This is a genomic window from Undibacterium sp. TJN19 (genome assembly GCF_049339485.1).
Lineage (GTDB): Bacteria > Pseudomonadota > Gammaproteobacteria > Burkholderiales > Burkholderiaceae_D > Undibacterium.
In genome coordinates, this window is sequence record NZ_JBMPPL010000022.1 from 11596 (window position 1) to 29431 (window position 17836).

A 17836-nucleotide genomic window follows, 5' to 3' on the forward strand; every position below is an offset into this window, starting at 1 on the left:
TGATAGGCACTTGCCTGAGAGTTTTTACGTAAGTTTTACATATAAATAAATTGAATTTTAGCAATGACACAAGCAGATCAAGTAAACATTGCTAACACAGAACACGCAGGCAAACGCCGCGGATATTTCTGGCGAGCTTGCCATTTCACCTGGCATTCTTGCGCCAAAGGCTTGCGTTTTACACTTAAGTCGCTGCTGGTTTTATATTTTTTGTTTTGCTCACTGGTGCTGGTGTTGCGCTACGCGGTTTTACCGAATATTGATAGATATAAGTCGGATATCGAGCATATCGTTGGTGACTCCATCGGGCGCAAGTTGCAAATTGCAAATCTGCACGCCTCGTGGCAAGGCCTGAATCCACAACTGGTGCTTGGCAATGTCGTTCTGTATGACAAAAGTGGGGTGCAAACGCTGGTCTTGCCAGAAGTCTCTGCAACTTTGTCCTGGTGGACGCTGGCGGTGGCTGATCTGCGCTTCGAAAGAGTGGTTATCGACAAACCCGCTCTTGATATCCGAAGAGATGGGGATGGCAAGTTTTTCGTGGGTGGTTTTTTTATCGATCCTGCCGCCGAAGGCAAAGGCGAGGGTCTGGACTGGCTGTTTGCCCAGCGTGAAATCGTCATACGCAATGGTTCTGTACGCTGGACAGACCAATTACGCCATGCTGCTGAATTGACCTTGCCAGACGTTGATTTCATTTTACGCAATCAATGGCGCCATCATCTCTTTGCCTTGAAGGCTACCCCCCCCGACAATCTGGCTGCACCGCTTGATATACGTGGTGATTTTCAGCATCCGGTTTTTGCTAAAAAGATTTCTGATTTCTCCTTATGGACGGGAGAGCTGTATACCGATTTGCATCGCGCGGATCTGGCTGTTCTCAAGGCGTATATTGATTTTCCGGCCGATCTTAAAAAGGGATATGGTTCGGTTCGTGCATGGTTGCGTATGGATAAAGGGCGGGTTGCCGACCTGACTGCAGATATCAGTCTGGCAGACGTACAGGGTAAATTTCGCGCGGATTTACCAGAACTGGACATGGCTTTGGTCAGTGGACGCCTGATCGCCAATGAAACCCAGGCCAAGGCACAGACGCAGGCAATTGCGCAAAAATATTTGCCTAGTGTTTTTGGCCATGCTGGCCACAGCGTTTCTTTGATCGATTTTTCCATGCGTACACGTGAAGGTGTGCAATTGCCCACCACCACCATCAAAGAGAGTTTTACGCCGGGTGAAAAAGGGCAGGCTGAAAAAGTTGAGTTGTATGCCAGAACACTGGATTTGCAGACACTGGCAAATTTCGCCGAACATTTGCCTTTACCCGCAGATCAGCGTCAGATGCTGGTTGATTTTGCCCCGAAAGGGCAGTTGAAGGAGTTTTCGGCCAAGTGGCAAGGTAGTTATCCCGACGTGTCTTCTTACAGCATCCAGGGGCAATTCATCAATTTGTCCATGCAGGCACAGCCGGCACAGCTTGCCAGAGCCAAAACTGCACAATTGCCGGCGAAAGCAGCGGTGCCTGCCATCCCGGGGTTTGAAAACCTGTCTGGCAGTATTGACGCCAGTGATAAAGGCGGGAGTTTTGCGCTCGATTCAAAGGATCTGTCCTTGCGTTTATCCAGTTATTTCGTTGATCCACTGATGCCTTTTTCACATTTGCTGATGCAGGCCCAATGGCAGTTTGTGGCGCAAGACAAGCTGGTCTTTCAGATCAACAAGATGGAAGCGCAGCAAGACGGTATGCATGCAAGTTTAAGTGGCAAGCATGTCATGTCAATGCGACATGGGGCTGATGCGCAGCCGGGTGAGGTCGATATTACCGCCAGTATTTCCGGTTTCGACTTGAAGCAACTTGACCGTTATATTCCTGCCGCAGCGGAAGAACATCTGCGCCACTGGCTGCTCAATTCCATTCTTGAAGGCAAGGCCGATGATGTCAGTTTGCGTCTCAAGGGTGATCTTGCACATTTCCCATTCGCTGTGAATGATGGCAAGCGCGCGCATAAAGGTGAATTTCTGGTCAAGGGCAACCTGACAGGTGCCAAACTGGATTTTACAGCCGGCGCTTTGAATGAAGAAGGTAGGCCGCTCTGGCCAGTAATAGACGATATCAAGGGCAACTTCATATTTGACCGTGCCCGCATGGAAATCAATGGTGATACGGCGAAAACCCAGGGGGTAGACCTGAAAAGGGTGAAAGCCATTATCCCTGATTTATTACATCACAATGCCGTGCTGGGTATTGATGGCATGGTGAGTGGTAGCTTGCAGAATATGCTGGGCTATGTAGCAGCCAGCCCTGTCAGTGGCTGGCTGGGGCATTTTCTGAAAGAAACCAGGACCAGTGCACCAGCCAGCTTGTCACTGAAATTGCAGCTGCCTTTACAGCATTTGATTGAATCAAAAGTGCAGGGCGTATTGCAGTTTGCCAATAATGATGTGGTGTTGCAACCAGGTATTCCACTGGTGTCGGGGGTGAACGGAAAACTGGAATTCAATGAAACCGGTGTCAATCTTGGGATGCTTAAGGGAAGCCTGCTCGGTGGCGGGGTACAAATCAGTGGCGGCTCACAAAAGGACAATAGCGTTAAAGTAAAACTGGAAGGCAATGTCAGTGCAGATGGCCTGCGTAAAGCCATGCCGGCGGGCATGGTCGAACGTCTGGCCGATCGTATCACTGGCGGCACACGTTATGTCGCCAGTATCAACGTCAAAAAGCGTCAGCCGGAAATCATCATTGATTCAAATCTGTTTGGGCTTGCATTGAATTTCCCTGCTCCCTTGAAGAAGAATAGTAGCGAGATGATGCCCTTGCGCTTCGAGATGTTGCCGCAATTGTCATCTGATCCGCAGATCTGGCGCGATGAAATTCACGTAGCCTTGGGTAGTTCGATCAATGCCAGATACTTCCGTCAGAAGAACGGCAATTCTGCCTGGCAGGTCCTGCGTGGTGGTATCGGCGTGAATGCGCAGGCACCGGAACCTGACAGCGGCCTTGCCGCCAATATTGAGCTTAAATCCCTGAATATTGATGAGTGGCGACGCTTGAGTAGCGGCCCAGTCGGTGCTGGCAATCCAGCCAGCCCGTCGTTGGTTGGTGCTGCCCCAGCAGATAAAGATGTGGCCGACATTGATTTGAAAGCCTATCTGGAACCCACTTCCATGGCGGCCAGAACGCCCGAATTACACATCATGGGCAAACAACTGGAAAACGTCGTGGTCGGCGTTTCACATCAAAAAAACGTTTGGCAGGCGAACATACACAGTAACCAGGCAGCCGGTTACCTGACATGGAACGAAGGTACGGCAGGCCAGGGGCTGGGCAGTGTCACTGCCCGTCTGAGCAACCTGATCATTCCGCAATCAGCTGCTGCTGATGTCAGCGAACTGCTGGAAGGGAAAAGCACCACGACACAAATCCCTGCGCTGGATATCGTGGCCGAGAATTTTGAGCTGTTCAATAAAAAACTCGGATATCTTGAATTGCAGGCCACCAATCAAGTAGGCACGCAGGCGGGTACGGGTGGTCGGGAATGGCAGATCAGTAAAATCATGCTCAAGAATGCCGATGCCGAATTCAGTGGCAACGGTAAATGGGCCAGTCAGCAGGGCAATGGCCGCACCCAGCTTAATTATGTGCTGGATGTGGTCAATGCCGGCAAGCTGCTGGAGCGGCTGGGTTTTGCCGACGTATTGCGTGGTGGGCGCGGCAAGCTGGAAGGGGAGGTACATTGGAATGGCCTGCCATTTGCGATGGACATGCCTAGCATGAACGGTCAGATCAAGCTCGTGCTTTCCAGTGGGCAATTTTTGAAGGTTGACCCTGGTGCGGCCAAATTGCTTGGCGTGCTGAGCATGCAATCTTTGCCGCGACGCTTGACGCTTGATTTCAGGGATGTATTTTCAGAGGGCTTTGCTTTCGATTCAATTGCGGGTATCGCCCAGATTCAAGAAGGTGTCGCCAAGACCGATAACCTCAAAATGCTGGGTGTTAACGCCACCGTACTGTTGCAGGGCAGTGCTGATATTGTGCGTGAATCACAAAATCTGCATGTGACAGTGATACCTGTAGTGAATATTGGTACTGCATCGGTCGTGTATGGCCTGGCGGTGAACCCCGTGATAGGACTGGGCACCTTTCTTGCTCAGTTATTTTTGCGTGAGCCTCTGACGAAAGCGTTTACGTTTGAATATGAGGTAAGCGGTTCTTGGAAAGAGCCAACTGTGACCAAGCTTGATAGACGCGAAGGCAAGGACGCGCAGCAAAATAATATCAAGGCGGTCAAAAATTAAGCGGCAGATACTTGGGCAAGAATTTGAGAAATATCGAAGATAAATAAGTGCAAGAGGACAATATGAAAATTGCAGCAATACAAATGATTTCCACGCCGGTGCTGGCCGAAAATATCGCAACGGCCAGGCGCCTGATGCAAGAAGCTGCGGCAACTGGTGCCAAATTATTGCTGTTACCCGAATACTGGCCTCTGATGGGTTTGCACGAAACCGACAAGCTGACTATCGCCGAAGCGTTTGGCGATGGAGAAATGCAGCGTTTCATGTCTGACATGGCGCGCCAACTGCAAGTATGGCTGATTGGTGGCACCATCCCTTTGCAGGCACCTGAAGCAGGCAAGGTGCTCAATACCACACTGGTATTTAACCCGCAGGGTGAGCAAGTTGCCCGTTACGACAAGATTCATCTGTTTGGTTTTAGCAAAGGTGAAGAGTCGTATGAAGAGGCGCGCACTATTGTTGCTGGCCAGCAAGTAGCCAGTTTCGATGCAGGTTTTGGCCAGGTAGCGCTATCCATTTGCTATGACTTGCGCTTCCCCGAGCTGTATCGCGCATTGGGTAGTTGTTCCTTAATTGTCGTGCCAGCTGCTTTTACTTATACGACAGGGCAGGCGCATTGGGAAATTCTGTTAAGAGCCCGGGCAATAGAAAACCAGTGCTATGTATTGGCGTCAGGTCAGGGTGGTACCCATGTCAATGGCCGCCGCACCTGGGGTCACACCATGCTGATCGACCCTTGGGGTAAAGTTTTGCAGGTATGTGAAGAAGGCGAGGGCATCGTCAGTGGCGAGGTCGATGGAGCGCTTATTGCCAGTATACGTGAGAGTTTGCCAGCGTTGCGCCATCGCAAGCTTTAAGGGATTTTTTGTGCGAAATCACGATGCAGCACAGCTCGCACACTAGTTGTTCTACAATGTCTTACTGAACCCTCATTTGCAGAGTAATTAATTTATTTTATGACCCCATTCGATCCCGCTTTAAGTCATCTCCATATTGCCCGCGACATCCTGCTGACGCCTTTTGGACTGGATGAAGCCAAACTCAGCAAAGTGCTGGCCAGCATGTTTACCCATCGCGTCGATTACGCCGATCTGTATTTTCAGTTTACCCGCAATGAAGGCTGGAGCCTGGAAGAAGGAATTGTCAAGACAGGCAGCTTTTCGATTGACCAGGGTGTTGGTGTCAGGGCTGTGTCTGGCGACAAGACAGCGTTTTCATATTCTGACGAAATTTCTGAACAGGCTTTGCTTGATGCTGTCAAGGCAACACGCACCATAGCCCGCCAGGGTTCGGGCAAAATCCAGGTGGCTTCCAGCTTGCAGGGTGTCAATGGGCAAGCGCTGTATTTGCGTGAAGATCCCTTGAATTCGCTCGATGCGAATCAAAAAGTGTCATTGCTTGAACGTCTTGAAAAAATCGCCAGGGCGAAAGATCCACGTATTGTGCAGGTCATGGCCAGCATGGCAGGTGAATATGATGTGGTGCTGGTGGCGCGCAGTGATGGGGTGATTGCCGCTGATATTCGCCCACTGGTAAGAGTGTCCCTGACTGTTATCGCTGAACAGAATGGACGCCGTGAAATGGGCAATAGTGGTGGCGGTGGCCGCTACGATTATTCTTATTTCACCGATGCGCTGCTTGAGCAGTATGCCGATGAAGCCGTCAAATCGGCCCTGGTTAACCTGGAAGCGCGCCCGGCTCCTGCTGGGCCGATGACCGTGGTGCTTGGCCCAGGCTGGCCAGGCGTGTTATTGCATGAAGCGATTGGCCACGGCCTGGAAGGTGATTTCAACCGCAAAGGTTCCAGTACTTTTTCCGGCCGTATCGGGCAACGCGTGGCTGCGAAGGGCGTCACTGTGGTTGACGATGGCACCATGCTAAATCGCCGTGGCTCCCTGAATATGGACGACGAAGGCAATCCTACGCAATGTACGACCCTGATTGAAGACGGTATTTTAAAGGGCTACATGCAGGACACGATGAATGCGCGCCTGATGAAAATGCCGGTGACAGGCAACGCCCGTCGCGAATCCTTCGCCCATCTGCCCATGCCGCGGATGACCAATACCTATATGCTGGCAGGTGACAAGGATCCTGAAGAGATTCTGGCTTCGGTCAAAAACGGTTTGTATGCGGTTAATTTTGGTGGCGGTCAGGTTGATATCACGAATGGCAAATTCGTTTTCTCCACCAGTGAAGCCTATATGATAGAAAACGGCAAGATCAGTTATCCGGTCAAGGGCGCTACATTGATAGGAAATGGTCCTGAAGTCTTGAACCATGTGACCATGATAGGCAATGACTTGCGCCTGGATGCAGGTATCGGTGTCTGTGGTAAAGAAGGACAAAGTTTGCCAGTCGGCGTCGGACAGCCAAGTCTGCGCATAGAAGGCCTGACCGTAGGGGGAACCGCTTGATTGCCAGTGCCAGACAGTTTTCTGAAAGGCTAGGCGCATGATAGTAATCGCTATTGTTTCTGCCAAAGGTGGAGTTGGTAAGACAACCATCACTGCTAACCTCGGGGTGGGAATGGCGCAACGTGGCTATCCGGTGACCATCGTTGATCTGGACCCGCAAAATGCCATGCAATGGCACTTGGGCGGGCTGGAGCAAGGTGAGCGCAATGGTATCAGCCTGCTGACGACCACCCGTGCCAAGTTGATAGATGCTTGTTACACCAGCCCTTATGGGGTTGATTTCATTCCCTATGGTAATGGTGGTGAAGTGCAGCGCATGCGCTTCGAGCAGTTGCTCGAACAACAAGAACCATGGTTGCGCAAAAAATTGCAGGCAGCGAAATTGCCTGCAAATGCCATCGTCCTGCTTGATACACCGCCAGGGCCATCGGTGTATCTGAAGCAGGCAATTCATGCTGCAGATTTCCTGCTGGTGGTTGTTCTGGCGGATGCTGCTTCATATTCCACATTGCCAGAGATGGAAGAGTTGATTTCCACTTATGGTCATCGTAGCAATTCCGAAGTTGGGTCAGCCTATATCGTCAATCAAGGTTCGCACCGGCAATTGGCGCAAGATGTCGTCGCCCTGATCGCAGATCGCCTGGGTGAGCGCATGGTTCCTTATATTGTGCAGGAAAGCCCGCAGGTGGAAGAAGCACTTGCCTTTGAGCGGCCAGTATTGGAATACAAACCAGACAATCCCGCTGCGCAAACCATACAGAAAATCATCGATTGGTTGCTAGCCGGGCTTAAGGGCGGCCGTTAGCGGTCAGTCGCTGGTTTGCTACAGTTTTGCCAAGATTTTGCTTGATGACAAGTGCCACCTTTTTGGCTGGTAAGTTTTTTGTGCGTAAATGTTTTTTGCAGCTTGCCAAAACGGGTAACAGGATTTTATGAATACTTGCAAAATTTTTTACAAGCCAAAAGATATGGGGTTTTCGCAGCAAAATGGCGAGAACTAAAGGGTTTTAATGTGTGAATTGTGAAAATGTTATTCAAGATGTTTAAATAACTATAAATCTATGATTTCCTTATGAATTGTTGACATTTCACCATCCAGTTAGGCTGGACTAGTAATGTTGACGAGTGGTAAAGTCGCAACGAATCAACACTCTCTATGGTTTGCATGTCAGGATAGTAGCCATAGAGAAAAGTCAACGCAAGGAAACATTTAGCATGGCTACAAATAATATTCGTTATTACGAAGAGCAACAGTGCTCTGTTCAATGGAGATCTTTCCTGGCAGCATTTTCTGCCGAATTTGCATCCAAGGGAGAGGTCAAGGATTTGCGTGCATTTATGTACCAGCTCGGGCGTACCATGGCCAGCGGTTTCAATGTTGCCGACGGCAGCAGTTTGCAGGCATTGGAAGCTTGCATGAACCGTGTTTGGGCAGAAATGAACTGGGGCTGGGTCGAACTGGTGGAGGAGGCAGATGCGCTGGTGGTCGCTCATCATGCGTCGCCCTTGAAGATTGCTTTTGGTGCAGATGCCTTGAACTGGTCACCTGCTTTGCTGGAAGGCATGTACGCACAATGGTTTGAAAGCCTGGGCATGGATAAGTCTTTGCGTTTATCGCAACGTGATGGTGTATTCGAAGAAGGGCAATTGTTCGTTTTCGATTTAAAAAAGCAGCTTGAAGAACCGTCTTATTTCACACGTCGTTGATTTTTCTTTTTTAGTTGACGCAGCAAGCAATCGGAGCTGGTGGATATTATGGATGATGATGTAAAAAATCTTTTTCAAAAATTTGGGCAAACCACGGATGCCTATCGCGAGATCAATCGCGAAGCTGATAGTGAACAAGCGCGGCAGCGATGGCCATTGTTACGTGATGTACACGTGCACGGCGGACCGACGCCGGCGCGTGCGCATCAACCTGAAGAGACCGTGGCAGCGCCGACATTTATTAATCATAGTCAATCAACATTCAAACCAACTGTAGCCAAAGCAACGGCGGTCAAGACAACACCTTTAAAACAGCCTGTATTGCCACCAGTTGCTCCGCTTCATGCGACCGCCAAATCTGGCCCAATGAAACACATATTCCTGCAACAGTCAGTCGAAGAAGAGCCAGTTCAAGAACAAGCCGCGGCACCGACACCGGCATTTTTATCGACAGTCTTACCTGCGACACCTGCCGCGGACGTGCAAAAGAAAACGGCGGCCAGCGGTTTGTTTGGCGGACGTGCGCCTGCCGCCAATGAACAGGTGGCACCAGCATTGCCAACTCATGCCGTGCATGCTGTAGCAGCTCAGCCAATCAGCAGCCGGCGGACTGCGCCAGTGAACAATAGCGTTGTACCCGAAAAGCTCAATAGCACTGCAAATACGCAAATGCCTGCTGCGCCACATGCGACAGTTGGCAAGTCTGCCGCAAAAGACAAACCAGTCAGTGCGGTTTTTGGTCGACTCGCGGCCAAACAGGAAGAGCCTGAAGTCGTACCTGAAGCCAGTGTCAACTCATTCTTTAAAAAAATATTTAAACCATGAAGGTTGTTGCCGTCATTTCTCCAAAAGGTGGTGTAGGGAAAACTACCGTGACTGCCAATCTGGCCGCGTCTTTGGCGCGCCTGGGGCCGCGTATCACGATACTGGATCTGGATCCGCAAAATGCATTGAGATTGCATTTTGGCATGGCGCATGATGATGCCAGTGGTATAGCGCAGCAAGAATCGATTGATGGCAGCTGGACTGATGTTCTGTATGAAAGTGCGTATAGCGTTGATTTTCTGCCATATGGCAGTGTTGATGAAACTCAGCGGGCTATTTTTGAGCAAGATATCAAGGACAATCCGAAATGGCTGGCCGAACAGCTTGCTTCACTTGATTTACCTGAGAACAGCGTGGTGCTGATCGACACGCCACCTGGTCCCAGCATTTATTTGCAGCAAGTGCTGCATGTCGCCAGTTATGCCCTGGTGGTGTTGAAACCGGATGCCGCATCGTATTCAACGATACCCTCGATAGAGTCGCTGATTGACTACTACTGCGCTGACCGCAAGGATTTTTACGGTTATTGTTATTTGTTAAACCAGATGGATGCTGCCAAGCAATTGAGCCGCGATGTGTTTGGCATGCTGCGTACCAGCCTGGGCTCGCGTTTTATTCCGGTAACGATACATCGGGACGAAGCTGTCAGCGAGGCGCTGGCATGTCAGACGCCGGTATCTTATTATTCCCAGCATTGTTCAGCCACGCATGATATGCAAGAGCTGACTGCCTGGTTGCAAAAGAACTTCAGATTGGTTGAATAAATGCGTTCCATCCTTAATTCCAGATACCTCTATGGTCGTTTGAACGACCTGGGGCGTGCCATGGTCAACTGGCCAGGATGGGAGCATAAAGCCTCCCGTTTTGTCGCGCTGCTGGTGGCTGTGTTTCTATACTGGTCGAGTATCAGTATTCCGCTGGAATTGCCGCTGCAAACCTTGTTTTCAACCATCATCTTCTGTACGGCGATGTATTTGCGACGCTATACAGGTACGCTGATTTCGCTGGTGATGGTGATGTTTTCCATCAGTGCGACAAGTCGCTATATCTATTGGCGCATTACCTACACCATAGGCACAGAAAATCTCATCGACCTGTTTTTTGCCCTGGTACTGATCATGGCAGAAGTCTATGCCTGGCTGGTATTGCTGTTGGGGTATCTGCAAACTGCCTGGCCGCTGAAGCGCAAGCCCGTCATGCTGCCACCAGATACGTCGACCTGGCCTACTATTGATTTGTTCATCCCCAGCTATAACGAAGACCTGAGCGTGGTCAAGCCTACTGTCATGGCAGCGCTGGGTATAGACTGGCCGCGGGATAAACTCAATATCATCATCCTGGATGACGGACGTCGTCCTGCATTTGCCGAGTTCGCCGCATCGGTTGGCGTACAGTGTTTTACCCGTGCAGATAATAATCATGCGAAGGCTGGCAATATCAACGCGGCCCTGAAGCGTACTACCGGCGATTTCGTCGCGATCTTCGATTGCGACCATATGCCGACACGCTCTTTTTTGCAATACACCATGGGCTGGTTCCTGGTTGACCCTAAGCTGGCGATGGTACAGACCCCCCATCATTTCCTGTCACCCGACCCCTTCGAACGTAACCTGCATACCTTCCGTAATGTACCAAATGAAGGCGAACTGTTTTACGGCCTGATACAGGATGGGAATGATTTATGGAATGCCACTTTCTTCTGTGGCTCGTGTGCGATTCTGCGCCGTACCTGCCTCGAAGAAATTGGTGGCATTGCCGTTGAAACCGTGACTGAAGATGCGCATACCGCCCTGAAAATGCAGCGTCGTGGTTATAACACCGCTTATCTTGCGCTGCCTCAGGCGGCAGGCCTGGCAACAGAAAGTCTGTCTGCCCACGTTGGTCAACGTATCCGCTGGGCACGTGGCATGGCGCAAATTTTTCGGGTTGATAATCCGTTATTCGGCAAGGGCCTGACCTTTGGTCAGCGACTCTGTTACAGCAATGCCATGCTGCATTTCTTTTATGGTCTGCCACGCATGGTGTTTTTGCTGGCACCTATTTCATATCTGTTTTTTGAAGTGCATATCATCAAGGCCACGGCTTTGTCGATTGCTGCTTATTCCTTGCCACATTTACTGCATGCCAACCTGACCAATTCACGTATACAGGGCGCGCACAGGCATTCATTCTGGGCTGAAGTCTACGAGGCAACCCTGGCCTGGTATATCTTCCGCCCGACGCTGGTGGCACTGATCAACCCCAAACTGGGTAAGTTCAACGTGACGGCAAAAGGTGGTCTGGTTGAGCAAGAGCATTTTGACTGGAGTATTTCCAAACCTTATCTGATCATGCTCGGTTTGAATATTCTCGGCTTTCTGGTCGGCATAGGCCGGGCTTTGTGGTGGAACACCTATGAGCTTGATACCGTCATTTTGAACATGCTGTGGACGATCTATAACCTGGTGATACTGGGTGCCACGCTGGCGGTGGCGACTGAATCCAAACAGGTTCGGCGTACCCACAGGGTCAGGGCCGTCTTGAACGCCACCTTGCGTTTGAGTAATGGTCACTCCATTGTTTGCCAGACCGAAGATTTTTCCATGGGTGGCATGTCCTTCAGGGTACCGGAAGGCTTTATCATGCAAAAAGATGAAGACCTGATGATTTCACTGTACGGCACGAATGGCGAAAGCGTATTTCCGGCAAAGACAGTTTTCTTTAAGGATCAGCTATTGAGTGTCCAATTCTCACCCCTGGATTTGCAACAGGAAATGGATCTCATCAGTTGTACCATAGGCCGGGCCGACGTCTGGTTAAGCTGGTCAAATGACAGGGATATCGATCATCCGCTGAACGGTCTGAAAGAAATTGCTTTTCATAGTATGCGCGGATTTGGACGATTTGGTACCAGCATGAAGCAGTACATCGGGGAAAAAACAGAGAATATGAATAAAATAAATGAGGTTCCTATCGTGAAGAGTATTCGGGCTAAATTATCGCGCAAGGGCAGCACGACTGCACTGGCGATCATCTTCGGGCTGGCTGGCACATTGCATAACGACGATGTTCAGGCGAAATCCAAACATGCCAGCAGTGCCAGCGCCAGTGCGCAGGCAGTAGTCACAGAAAAGCCAACGATAGATGATCTGGTCCCTCCCTCCACTGTCAGCAATGGTCAAAAGACATATAACATCAGCCTGAAAGACATGGTTGGTATCAGTTCCAGTATTGAGTTGCGTGGTACGGAAGGTGAGCGCTCTTTCCCCTTTACGGTACGCAGCGATGAGGTGATTACCTCAGCCAAAGTCAGGTATGGAATCGCCTATTCACCGGCGCTGTTGCCAGATTTGTCGCACATACAGGTGCTGGTCAATAACGAACTGGTCAGCGTGGTTGCGCTGCCAAGAGAAACGTCCAAAGGCATCGTTCGTGAAGATGTGATTGACCCGCGTTTCTTTGCCGACTTCAATCAGCTTAGTTTCAAACTGATCGGCCACTACACCAGGGATTGCGAAGATCCCTATCACTCAAGCCTGTGGGCCAAGGTCAGCAACACCACGAACCTGGAGCTGACCGTATCACCTTTGACGCTGGCAAATGACCTGGGCATGTTGCCAGCGCCTTTCTTCGATCGCCGCGACAATAAACTGCTTGAGTTGCCGTTTATTTTGCCGCAAACGCCATCACTGGAAATGTTGCGCAATGCAGGTGTCGTCGCTTCCTGGTTTGGCCATCTGTCTTCTTATCGTGGCGCGCGTTTCCCGATAGAAGCGAATACTTTGCCGCGCGGTAATGCAGTTTTGTTTGCAACTGCCAACGAGGCACCAGCGGGCGTACAATTGCCAGCGATTGCCGGGCCCACCCTGGCCATTATTCCCAACCCGGCAAACCTGAAAGCCAAGTTGTTGCTGGTATTGGGACGTGATGCTGCTGAATTGAAAATCGCTGTTCAAGCATTGACTATGGGGCAAATAGCCTTATCCGGCGATACTGCACTAATCAAGAATCTGAAAGAGATAGATCCACGCAAGCCATATGACGCACCGAAATGGCTACCAACTGACCGGCCTGTCAAGTTTGGTGAACTGGCGGCACCACCAGCGTTGCGGGTAAACGGCCTGACACCGGATTTGATACGCGTCAACCTGCGCGTTGCGCCTGATCTGTTCACCTGGCAAAAAGATGGCGTGCCCATTGATCTGCGTTATCGCTTCACACCACGTCCAACAGTAGATAAATCAACGCTTAACATCGGTATCAATGACGAGTTCGTACGTTCCTTGCCTTTATCCAGTGGTCAGGTAGAGAAGGGCAAAATCAAGGAATCGGTCATGCTGTTCTTTAAGGACGGGCAGCGTTTTGCACAGGATGACATCCAGGTGCCGACCTTCCGTATCGGCGCAGAGAATCAGCTGCAATTCCATTTCTTCTACGATTACCCGAAGCAGGGCGCCTGTAAGGACGTCTACCTGGACAATGTACGTTCAGCGATTGACCCTGATTCCACCATCGATTTTTCGAACATGCCGCACTATGCCGCGATGCCAAACCTGGCCTACATGGCCAATGCTGGTTTCCCGTTCACCCGCATGGCAGACCTGTCGCAAACAGCCATCGTCATGCCAGATCGTCCTAACGCGCAGGAAATGGAATTATTCCTCAACGTCATGGGCCGTATGGGCGAGTCGACTGGTTACCCGGTCCTGAACAGCACGCTGATCCGCGGCTCTGATGTGGAAAAGAACAGTGACAAGGATTTCGTCCTCATTGGTACCAGCGGTAATTTGCCCCTGCTCAAGCAATGGTCTAAATACATGCCCATGAGTATGGATGAAAACGGCAATCGCTTGCAATTGCCAACAGGCTTCTTGCGCCTGCTGACACGCTGGTCTGGTCGTGATCTCGACAGCATAGAAAGACATGCGGGAGAAATGCTGGCAAAAACCGGCAATTCTTTCGGCACCATGATGCAGTTTGAATCGCCACTAACCAGTGGCCGTAGCGTGATTGTCTTGACCGCCGGTGATTCAGCCAGTCTGGCAGATCTGGCGACAGGTTTGAACAAGGCAGATTTGCGTAGCAAATTCCAGGGTGATCTGGTGCTGATCAAAGGCGATCGTGTAGTCCACGAGCAAATTGGTGATACCTATTACACAGGTAGCCTGCCGCTGTGGACCTGGATCAAATGGCACTTGTCGACACAGCCTTTTGTCATGATTATTTTCCTGATGCTGGCGTCAGTGATCGCCGCAACCATGTTGTTCCGCTTCCTGCGCAAACAGGCAGCGTCCCGTCTGGCGTTGGAGGATAAGAAAAAGTAAGCATGCAAAGGGGGAAGTGGGCAGTAGCTGGTTATGTTGCGCATCAAGAAAATGGGACAATTGGGGGAGTGCACTTGAAGAAGAAAACGATCGTATTAGCGCTTTTGGCGGTATTTTTTGAAAGCGAAATGGCGTTCGCAGACTCTCCCTCGCCCCTGGTTCAACAGTTGAAGGAACAGGCCCAGTTCTGGCAGCAACGTGGTCGTGACGATAACGCCGCAGATGCCTGGCGCAAACTGCTCAAAATTGATGGCAGTAATGTTGATGCCCTGATGGCTTTGGCAATTCATGAAGCCAAAGCGGGCAATCCTGAGCAGGCGAAAACTTATTTCACCAAATTGCGCGGCAGCCAGGCCACTTCTGCTCAGATACGTCAGGTCGAAGACAACCTGCGCCGCGGTGGCACTGACGGCGTTGGCCAACTGGATAATGCGCGCAAGCTGGCAAAACAGGGCGATACCGAAGCAGCAGTCGATGCATTTAAGCAAATGGGTGACCCCAGCAAGCTTCATGGTGATGCCGCGTATGAATACTATCAGGTGCTGGTTGGCAGTAAAGCTGGCTATGCCGAAGCCAAAAAGGGCCTGGAAAAATTAAGCCGCGAAAATCCGGCCAATGCAAAATACGCCCTGGCTTATGCTCAGTCTTTGACTTATCGCGAAAACTCCAGAGCTGAAGGCATGGCTTTACTGGAAGGCTTAAGCACGAAGCCTGAGCTTGGCAAGCAGGCGACAGAATCCTGGCGTCAATCATTGAGCTGGATGGGCCTGAAAACCGAGAATGCCAAATATTTCCGTAATTACCTCGACAAACATCCTGACGACAAATTCATACAGGACAGGCTTGGCAATCTCACAAAACCCCGGGTAGCACCTAGCGAAGAAGTCAGGGCAACCGACAGGACTGCGGAAAAAAATACAGATAAAGCCGTTGAGAAACCGGTTGCTAAAACCAAAGTTGTTGAAAATCCGATAGAAAAATTGCGGGTGGCAGGCTTTAAAGCGCTGGATGAAAATAACGTTGCGGAAGCCGAGACAGAATTTCAAACGCTGATCAAATCCTATCCCAAAAACCCGACGGGTTATGGCGGCATGGGCCTGGTCAAAATGCGCCAGGAAGAGTTTATTGAAGCGCGTGGTTTTTTGCAAAAGGCCGTCGATTTTTCACCCGGACAATCGAAGGATCAATGGCGCAAGGCATATGAAGATGCCAGTTACTGGGCCATCGTGGCAGAAGCCAGAACCGCATTTGAAGATGGTGACAGTGTCAAAGGCATTGCTTTTTTACGCAAGGCCATCGCCCTCAATGGCACTGAGCCGGCAGGTATTTTGCAGCTGGCAGATGCCTTGCAGGCCGAGAATGACCTTGCTGGTGCCGAAGAAAATTATCGCCGCGTATTGAATGCCGATAAAGAAAACCTGCGCGCGCTTGATGGCGTGATTGGTGTGCTGGTATTGCAAAAACGGCTTGCAGACCTGGAAGCCTTGAGCAGCATCATGTTGCCACGCCATCTTGCCATTGTTGCCAATCTAAAATCTGAAGAATTATGGAATAAGGCCAAGGCTGCCGAGGCTGCGGGTGATTTGAATGCTGCCCAGGTCGCGCTGGAAGATGCCATCATGGTCAAGCCAGATAATGCCTGGCTGCGCATGGCATTGGCAAAAATTTATCTGAAACGCGATATGCCCGGTCAGGCACGCGCTCTGATCGATGCGATGGTGAATGTGGAAAACCCTGACCCCGAAGCGCTGTATGTCAGCGCCTTGCTGAGCGAGATGCAGCAATTGTGGTGGGAAGCCCTGATTACCCTGGAACGTGTGCCTCCGGCTTCGCGCAAAAAAGAAATGGCTGACATGCAAAAGCGCTTGTGGGTACGCGTGCAGCTTGACCGGGTGGAATTGCTCATGAAGCGGGGTAATGTTGGTGCCGCCAAGGGTATTTTGGCGACAGTGGAACCCGTCACCGGCAATGATCCTGAATTTACCGGCACCATGGCCAACCTGTACATACAGCTTGGTGATAATGAGCGTGGTTATGCCATGATACGGCAGGCCGTGCAAAACACACCCAAGCCTTCGGCAGGTTTGTTATTACAGTATGCAGGCACCTTGATGCAGGCGAACCAGGAGGGGGAGCTGGAAGCTGTCATGCGTCGGGTAGCCGCCATGCCAAAGCTGGAAGAAGCTGAAATTAGCGCTTTCCAGCAATTGCAGAGAATATTGTCCATGCGCTACGCAGAGCGCGCCAGGGAAGCGGGCGATTACGCTAATGCTTATAATTATATCCAGCCCTTATTGATTGCAAACCCTGACGACAATATGCTGTTGCTGACTTTGGCGAGACTGTATAACGCTTCTGGTGATACCGAATCAGGTCGCGAGTTGTATCGCAAGGTATTGCAGTCTGAGCCGGAAAATCCTGAAGTTTTACAAGGTCTGGTATATGCCGCCATACAGGCAAAAGATTTTAGCAGTGCTGAACGATATCTCAGTGTTCTGATGCGCTTGCAGCCCCGTAATCCGCGCTATGTTTCAATGGCTGGCAACGTCGCCAGGGCGCAGGGTAACAATAGCCGTGCGCTCAGTTATTTTAAAGAAGCGCTGGCACTGGAAAGAGCACAAAAAACCGAGATCGGTGCGGGTCCAAATGGTTTGCGCCTGGTTGAACAAGGCTCCGCCAGTACCGTTGCTGACTACAGTGTCAATCCGTTTTCCGGGCGTCAGGCTGCTGCATCACCGCAAAATCCGCAAATCAATAACGTCGCGCCTGCGCCTAGCCTGAAACCAGTGCCAACGACAAATTACAATAGCGGTATTTTTGCGCCGGTTGGCAAGCCTTTGACGCCTCAGGCAGTACCTGCATTGTCTGGTTCTGCACCACCGATGGGGGTCACACCCGCGAATCTCAATGTGCCGCAGATTAAAACTGTACCTGCTTTACCCGCTACACAGGTGCTCTCGCAACAACCCCCATTGCAACAGGCACCCGCACCAGTAAAAGCACCTGTGCTGGGCGGCGGCGGTGGCCCGGCAGATCCTGCGCCGACAGCAGGTGACAATCGCTATGCCTCCTATCCGGCGCAATTAAATGTGGCGCAATATACTCCCGCGCCGTCGTACGTTGCGCCAAAGGCCAGCTATAGCAACAGCTATGCAGCCCCTGCACCGGTACCGCAACAATATGCAGCAGCCACCGGAAATAGCGGAACGGGCAGCAAAGCCCGGGCAACCAAGCCCGTGACCAATGTCAGCGCAGAAGAAGCAGGCCTGCTCAAAGAAATCGACGCCATCA

The 17836-nt window shown here is 50.9% G+C and carries 9 protein-coding genes; all 9 read left to right on the top strand.

Going from position 1 to position 17836, the window contains the following annotated elements; all coding sequences use genetic code 11:
- Positions 1 to 63 precede the first annotated feature (63 nt).
- Positions 64 to 4293 carry a YhdP family protein gene (locus ACO0LH_RS27790; protein WP_422944404.1) on the top strand — a complete coding sequence of 1410 codons (4230 nt, stop codon included), beginning with the start codon at positions 64 to 66 and terminating at the stop codon, positions 4291 to 4293.
- 62 nt (positions 4294 to 4355) lie between these two features.
- Entirely contained in the window at positions 4356 to 5150 is a 795-nt protein-coding gene (locus ACO0LH_RS27795) for a carbon-nitrogen hydrolase family protein (RefSeq protein ID WP_422944405.1), read from the top strand.
- A gap of 99 nt (positions 5151 to 5249) precedes the next feature.
- Positions 5250 to 6710, top strand: a complete 1461-nt coding sequence (gene tldD, locus ACO0LH_RS27800) for a metalloprotease TldD (RefSeq protein WP_422944406.1) — start codon at positions 5250 to 5252, stop codon at positions 6708 to 6710.
- A gap of 37 nt (positions 6711 to 6747) precedes the next feature.
- Complete coding sequence (gene bcsQ / locus ACO0LH_RS27805) at positions 6748 to 7515, top strand: cellulose biosynthesis protein BcsQ (protein ID WP_422944407.1); 768 nt, start codon at positions 6748 to 6750, stop codon at positions 7513 to 7515.
- A gap of 410 nt (positions 7516 to 7925) precedes the next feature.
- Entirely contained in the window at positions 7926 to 8417 is a 492-nt protein-coding gene (bcsD, locus tag ACO0LH_RS27810) for a cellulose biosynthesis protein BcsD (RefSeq protein ID WP_422944408.1), read from the top strand.
- A gap of 48 nt (positions 8418 to 8465) precedes the next feature.
- A complete protein-coding gene (gene bcsP / locus ACO0LH_RS27815; protein ID WP_422944409.1) occupies positions 8466 to 9242 on the top strand; it encodes a cellulose biosynthesis protein BcsP in 777 nt (258 codons plus the stop codon).
- Positions 9239 to 10006, top strand: coding sequence for a cellulose biosynthesis protein BcsQ (gene bcsQ, locus ACO0LH_RS27820; protein ID WP_422944410.1), 768 nt, complete (start codon positions 9239 to 9241; stop codon positions 10004 to 10006). Before bcsP ends, bcsQ (ACO0LH_RS27820) begins: the two co-directional genes overlap by 4 nt.
- Positions 10007 to 14545, top strand: a complete 4539-nt coding sequence (gene bcsA, locus ACO0LH_RS27825; RefSeq protein WP_422944411.1) for a UDP-forming cellulose synthase catalytic subunit — start codon at positions 10007 to 10009, stop codon at positions 14543 to 14545.
- Between the two features lie 128 nt (positions 14546 to 14673).
- A partial coding sequence (locus ACO0LH_RS27830) for a tetratricopeptide repeat protein (protein WP_422944412.1) occupies positions 14674 to 17836 on the top strand: 3163 nt, incomplete at its 3' end.

What these genes read in the sequence shown, in the direction of transcription:
- tldD (WP_422944406.1), top strand. Translation starts at nt 5,250, where the DNA reads ATGACCCCATTCGATCCCGCTTTAAGTCATCTCCATATTGCCCGCGAC.
- bcsQ (WP_422944410.1), top strand. Translation starts at nt 9,239, where the DNA reads ATGAAGGTTGTTGCCGTCATTTCTCCAAAAGGTGGTGTAGGGAAAACT.
- bcsA (WP_422944411.1), top strand. Translation starts at nt 10,007, where the DNA reads ATGCGTTCCATCCTTAATTCCAGATACCTCTATGGTCGTTTGAACGAC.
- bcsQ (WP_422944407.1), top strand. Translation starts at nt 6,748, where the DNA reads ATGATAGTAATCGCTATTGTTTCTGCCAAAGGTGGAGTTGGTAAGACA.
- ACO0LH_RS27795 (WP_422944405.1), top strand. Translation starts at nt 4,356, where the DNA reads ATGAAAATTGCAGCAATACAAATGATTTCCACGCCGGTGCTGGCCGAA.
- ACO0LH_RS27790 (WP_422944404.1), top strand. Translation starts at nt 64, where the DNA reads ATGACACAAGCAGATCAAGTAAACATTGCTAACACAGAACACGCAGGC.
- bcsP (WP_422944409.1), top strand. Translation starts at nt 8,466, where the DNA reads ATGGATGATGATGTAAAAAATCTTTTTCAAAAATTTGGGCAAACCACG.
- bcsD (WP_422944408.1), top strand. Translation starts at nt 7,926, where the DNA reads ATGGCTACAAATAATATTCGTTATTACGAAGAGCAACAGTGCTCTGTT.